Origin of the sequence: Curvibacter soli (assembly GCF_029211125.1) — a bacterium.
Classification (GTDB): domain Bacteria; phylum Pseudomonadota; class Gammaproteobacteria; order Burkholderiales; family Burkholderiaceae_C; genus Curvibacter_A; species Curvibacter_A soli.
Genome location: NZ_JARGEN010000075.1, coordinates 1 through 4689, shown reverse-complemented (window position 1 = coordinate 4689; position 4689 = coordinate 1). Strand labels below are relative to the sequence as shown.

Annotated in this window: 5 protein-coding genes; 4 read left to right on the top strand and 1 reads right to left on the bottom strand. The window is 66.2% G+C overall.

The genetic code is table 11. The features are described from left to right. Nucleotides 1–160: 160 nt before the first annotated feature. Nucleotides 161–1111: a LysR family transcriptional regulator gene (locus PY257_RS15290; RefSeq protein ID WP_275743393.1), complete on the bottom strand. Its 951-nt coding sequence runs from the start codon at nucleotides 1109–1111 to the stop codon at nucleotides 161–163. A gap of 94 nt (nucleotides 1112–1205) precedes the next feature. Between PY257_RS15290 and PY257_RS15285 the strand changes: the two genes are divergently transcribed. From PY257_RS15285 to PY257_RS15270, 4 genes are read left to right on the top strand one after another with little or no spacing between them, the layout of a single operon-like run. After that, complete coding sequence (locus tag PY257_RS15285) at nucleotides 1206–2186, top strand: Bug family tripartite tricarboxylate transporter substrate binding protein (RefSeq protein ID WP_275743391.1); 981 nt, start codon at nucleotides 1206–1208, stop codon at nucleotides 2184–2186. A gap of 8 nt (nucleotides 2187–2194) precedes the next feature. Next, nucleotides 2195–2656 carry a MaoC family dehydratase gene (locus PY257_RS15280; protein ID WP_275743389.1) on the top strand — a complete coding sequence of 154 codons (462 nt, stop codon included), beginning with the start codon at nucleotides 2195–2197 and terminating at the stop codon, nucleotides 2654–2656. Beyond that, nucleotides 2653–3084, top strand: a complete 432-nt coding sequence (locus PY257_RS15275; protein WP_275743386.1) for a tripartite tricarboxylate transporter substrate-binding protein — start codon at nucleotides 2653–2655, stop codon at nucleotides 3082–3084. Before PY257_RS15280 ends, PY257_RS15275 begins: the two co-directional genes overlap by 4 nt. A 28-nt stretch (nucleotides 3085–3112) precedes the next feature. Then, nucleotides 3113–4342 carry a CaiB/BaiF CoA transferase family protein gene (locus PY257_RS15270; RefSeq protein ID WP_275743384.1) on the top strand — a complete coding sequence of 410 codons (1230 nt, stop codon included), beginning with the start codon at nucleotides 3113–3115 and terminating at the stop codon, nucleotides 4340–4342. Nucleotides 4343–4689 lie beyond the last annotated feature (347 nt).

The following is a 4689-nucleotide window of genomic DNA, read 5'->3' as shown; positions in this document are numbered from 1 at the left end:
CTTCTTGATAATGAAATCGGTCATGGCGCGCTCACCTGCAGGGTTAAGCGCCATTTTACACGTAAGCTGTTGATTTACAAAGAGAAATCAAGAAAAAATGTGGTTGAACTCACGGATTCAGGTTTAAGGTAAAGGGCAGGGCTAGGCAGGCGCTGGATGCCTATCGGGCTGTGATCCTCACCCCGTCGTCTGCGACGGCAGGATGCCTGCCCTGCTGCAGGGACTGCTGCACCCGCATCCTCACCAAGTTCGACACTTCCAGCGCTGCGGCGGACGCCACGCGGTCGCGGCGGCGACAGAGGGCGATCCGACGCAGCGGCACGGGACTGCTCAGCCGGCAGGTGGCCAACCCGTCGAGGTTCACCTCCATCAGCGCCGTGAGCGGCATGATGGCCGCGCCCATGCCGGCGCGGACCATGCCCACGGCCGTGTGCAGGCTGGCCACCTCATGGGCGGGCTTGTCGGGCAGGCCGCTTTCGAGCAGCGCCTCGGCGATCGTTCGGCGGGTGCTGGATTGGTGTGACATGAGGATGAGCGGCACGCGCGCCAGTTTCCTCCAGGTCTGCCGCGCCTTGCCTGCCAGCGGGTGGTCCATAGGCACCAGCGCCACCAGTTCCTCAGTGAAGATCCCTTCGAACACCAACTGCTGCGGCGCGGGCACCTGGGCGCAGACCGACAGCTCCACCTGACCTTTCAGCACCATCTCCACCAGGTCTGGGTTCTGTGCCTCGTGCAGGCTCACGCTCACGCCGGGGTGCATGCGCCGCAGATCGCCCAGCGCCTGCGCCACGTAGCCACAGGCCAGCGAGGGCAGCGCGCCCACTGACGCGTGACCCTTCTCCAGTCGGCTGATCGCCTGCGCGTCCAAGCACGCCTCCTCAATGGCCATGAGGCCGCTGCGCATCTTGAGCAGCAGCGAGCGGCCGGCTTCGGTCAGCACGACCTTCCGCGTGGTGCGGTCGAACAGCCGCACGTCCAGCGCCGCCTCCACCTCGCGGATCAGCTGCGAGAAAGCCGATTGCGTGACGTGCAGCTTCTGTGCCCCGCGCGAGAACGACAGGGTGTCGGCCACCGCCAGGAAGCCCTCGATCTGCCGCAGCGTGACTTTCATTGATTAGGTAAACCGAACAATTGATAAAAGAAAAGCCATTGTACTAATGAGTGTCGCGGCCAATACTGGCCGCAAACATCACTGGAGACATGCCGTGAAACACTTCAAGAGACGCACCGCGCTGGCTGCGGTTCTATGCGCCCTGCAACCGTGGCAGGCCGCACGCGCGCAAGCCGGCTGGAAGCCCGAGCACCCCATCCGGCTCATCGTGCCGTTCGCGCCGGGCGCGGCCACCGACATCAGCGCGCGCACCATCTCCGACCACCTCGCGGCCACCCTGGGCCAGCCCGTCGTCATCGACAACCAGGGCGCTGCCAGCGGCACAGTGGGCACGGCGGCGGCCGCGCACGCCGCGCCCGATGGATGCACCTGGGTGCTGGCGCACGACCCGCCGTTCACCATCCTGCCGCACGTGCGCAGGCTCGGCTACGACCCGCTCAAGGATTTCGAGCCAGTGGCCCTAATCGCCACCATCCCCATGGTGCTGGTGGTGCGGCCGGGCCTGCCCGTGAACAGCATCCAGGAACTGATTGACGCGGCCCGCGCCCGCCCCGGCCAGATGACCATCGCCTCCTCGGGCACTGGTGCCACGTCGCACCTGGCGGCCGAGCTGTTCAAATACGAAACCCAGACCAACATCCTGCACGTCCCGTACAAGGGCCAAGCCCAGGGCGTGACGGACGTGCTGGGCGGGCAGGTGGACATGATCTTCAGCTCCTTCGGGCCGGTGGTGCAGCACATCCGCAGCGGCCGACTCAAGGCGCTTGGCATCTCGGTGCCCAAGCGCTACGCCAGCCTGCCGGAGGTGCCGACCATCGCTGAGTCGGGCGTGCCGGGGTTCGACTTCAGCGTGTGGACTGGCATCGCCGTGCCTGCCGGCACGCCGCAGGCCGCCCGCGACGCCATTGCCGCCGCCGTGGCCAAGTCACTGCAGGTGCCAGAGGTGCGCACGCGCTTCGACGGGCTGGGCTTCGTGCCCGGCGATGGTGGCCCGCAGGCGCTGCGCCGCAAGATTGAGGGCGACTACGCGAAGTGGAAGCGAGTCATCCAGGCCGCGCGTATCCAGATCGAATGAGCGCGGCCATGAAGCACCAGACATTCGCGCAGATTCGCCTGGACGAAACTTTCGTCAGCTACGGCCGCACGGTGACGGAGACGGACATCGTGCAGTTCACCTGCTTAGCGGGCCTGAAGCTGCCCATCTTCATCGACGCAGCGTACTGCCGCGAGCACAGCCCGTTCGGGCAGCGTATCGTCCCCGGCCTGCTGATCCAGGCGTTCGCGGCTGGGATGATGGAGGAGCTGATCGGGCCCTACACCATCGCCGCGCTGGGCTTTGGCGAGTCGCGCTTCCTGCGGCCGGCCGTCATCGGCGACACCCTGCATACCCATTCCCGCGTGGCATCCAAGCGACTGTCCTCCAAGCCTGGGCGCGGCGTAATCGACATCGCCATCCGCGTGACCAACCAGCGCCAGGAAACCGTCATGGAAGGCTCTTACCGGCTCCTGATGCGCACCGGCGATGCCGGGGAGGGCATCGCATGACCAATGCATTCATTCTTTATGAGCAGGACGAGGGCGTCGTCACGCTGACGATGAACCGCCCCGCCATACTCAACGCACTCACTGGCGCGGCCGAGACGCAGGGCATCGTGGACATCATCGCCAACGCCCTGCCGCATATGCAGGCCGACAGGCTCAAGGCCCTCGCGGTGTCCAGCCCGGCGCGCAGCACCTTTCTGCCCCAACCTCCCACCATCGCCGAAGAGACGGGTCTGCAAGGATTCGATCTGACGGCCTGGGGCGCCGTCTTCGGTCCGATCGCCATGCCCTGGGCCATCGTGGCTCATCGACTGAGCGCCGCACTGGCCCGCATTACCACCGATCCCGGCTTCTGCGACTGGCTGCGCCAGGCGGGCGTCGAGACGCAGACCTGCACGGCCGACGAACTGCGCACATTCTTGGATCAGTAGCTCATCGTGTGGGGAACGAAGGTCAAGGATGCACAGATTCAGCCCGAATGAGCGTGGCCCGGGGCCGCTGGCGGGCCGCCGCCTGATCGACTTCAGCCAGGGCGTGGCCGGTCCGTCGTGCGCCATGCTGCTGGCCGATCTTGGCGCGGACGTGATCAAGGTGGAGCCGCCCGATGGCGACTGGGCGCGTGGCGTGGGCCACCAGGTAGCGCCCGGCGAAAGCAGCGCGCACCTGAGCCTCAACCGCAACAAGCGCAGCATCTGCCTGGACCTGAAGCACCCTGCAGGCCGCGCCGTCGCGGCGCGGCTCGCGGCGCGCAGCGACATCGTGGTGCAGAACTTCCGCCCTGGCGTGATGGAGAGGTTCGGCCTAGGCTACGACGCGCTGGCTGCGGCTAACCCGCGGCTCGTCTACGCCAGCATCTACGGCTTCGGCGAAGACGGCCCACTGGCCGGTGCGCCCGCTACCGACTCGACCATGCAGGCATTCGGCGGCCTCATGAGCATCAACGGCGATGGCGACGGGCCGCCGCTGCGCATGGGCAATATGGTCTCGGACATGCTTGCCGGCAGCTACCTGTGCCAAGGAGTGCTGGCCGCGCTGCTGACCCTGGCCGGCACGGGGCGCGGGCAGCGCGTTAACGTCAGTCTGCTCGATGCGCTGGTGGCCTTCCAAGCGCCGCCGATCATGGAATTTGCACTCACTGGCATCGTCCCGCAACGCAGCGGCCGCCAGCACCCGATGATCGTGCCCTCGGGCACCTACGAGGTGCGCGATGGATACGTCACCCTCGTGGCCACCCAGCCGCTGTGGCGCAAGTTTTGCGCCGCGATCGGACAGGAGGCGCTGGCGGACGACCCGCGCTTCGCCACCGCGCAGGCGCGCCTGGAGCACCGCGCGCAGCTGCAGGACATCCTCGTCCCGTTCTTCGCGCAGCGCACCCAGGCCGAGGTGCTGGCGCTGTCGCGGCGATATGACCTGGTGTGCGCGCCCATCAACGACTACGCGGCGCTGCTGGCGCACGGGCAGGTCGCCGCCAACCAGTTGGTGAGCCGATGGGAGCATGCAGTGCTGGGCACGCTGCCGGGCATCCGCAACCCGGTGCGCTACGGCGGCATCGAGGCCCCGTGGCGGCCGCCGCCGATGCGGGGCGAGCACACGCGGCAGATCCTGTCGGCCGAGCTGGGCATGGCGGGCTCCGAGATCGACGCGCTGGTGGCCTGCGCGGCCGTCATCGAAGGCGGTAGATGCTCATGAACCCAAGCCGGCAGAGCCGGATCCAAACAGGGAATACGATGGCCGCCGGTAATTACTCAGTCCGGTTTTAGGCCGCCGGACTGGATTCAACCTAGTAGTCAGTCACGTTGAAACTCGATGATAAATGCGAGTGAGCTTACGCCTGGCATCCTGGGTAGAGAATTTCCACTTGACGGGGACGGCCTTGGCGTTGCGTTCACGAACATTGGCATCGACCTCGTGCCGCAGCGTTGCCTCATCGGCGATACGCTGGTGTCCTTCCGGCAAATCTGCATGAACCTATTTCCGGCAGTTGAATCCCCAAAATTCGAGCAAGTGCCTGTCACGCATTGAGTTTCCATGCTTTC

Coding starts and splice junctions, on each gene's coding strand:
- PY257_RS15275 (WP_275743386.1), top strand. CDS start 2,653: ATGACCAATGCATTCATTCTTTATGAGCAGGACGAGGGCGTCGTCACG.
- PY257_RS15290 (WP_275743393.1), bottom strand. CDS start 1,111: ATGAAAGTCACGCTGCGGCAGATCGAGGGCTTCCTGGCGGTGGCCGAC.
- PY257_RS15280 (WP_275743389.1), top strand. CDS start 2,195: ATGAAGCACCAGACATTCGCGCAGATTCGCCTGGACGAAACTTTCGTC.
- PY257_RS15270 (WP_275743384.1), top strand. CDS start 3,113: ATGCACAGATTCAGCCCGAATGAGCGTGGCCCGGGGCCGCTGGCGGGC.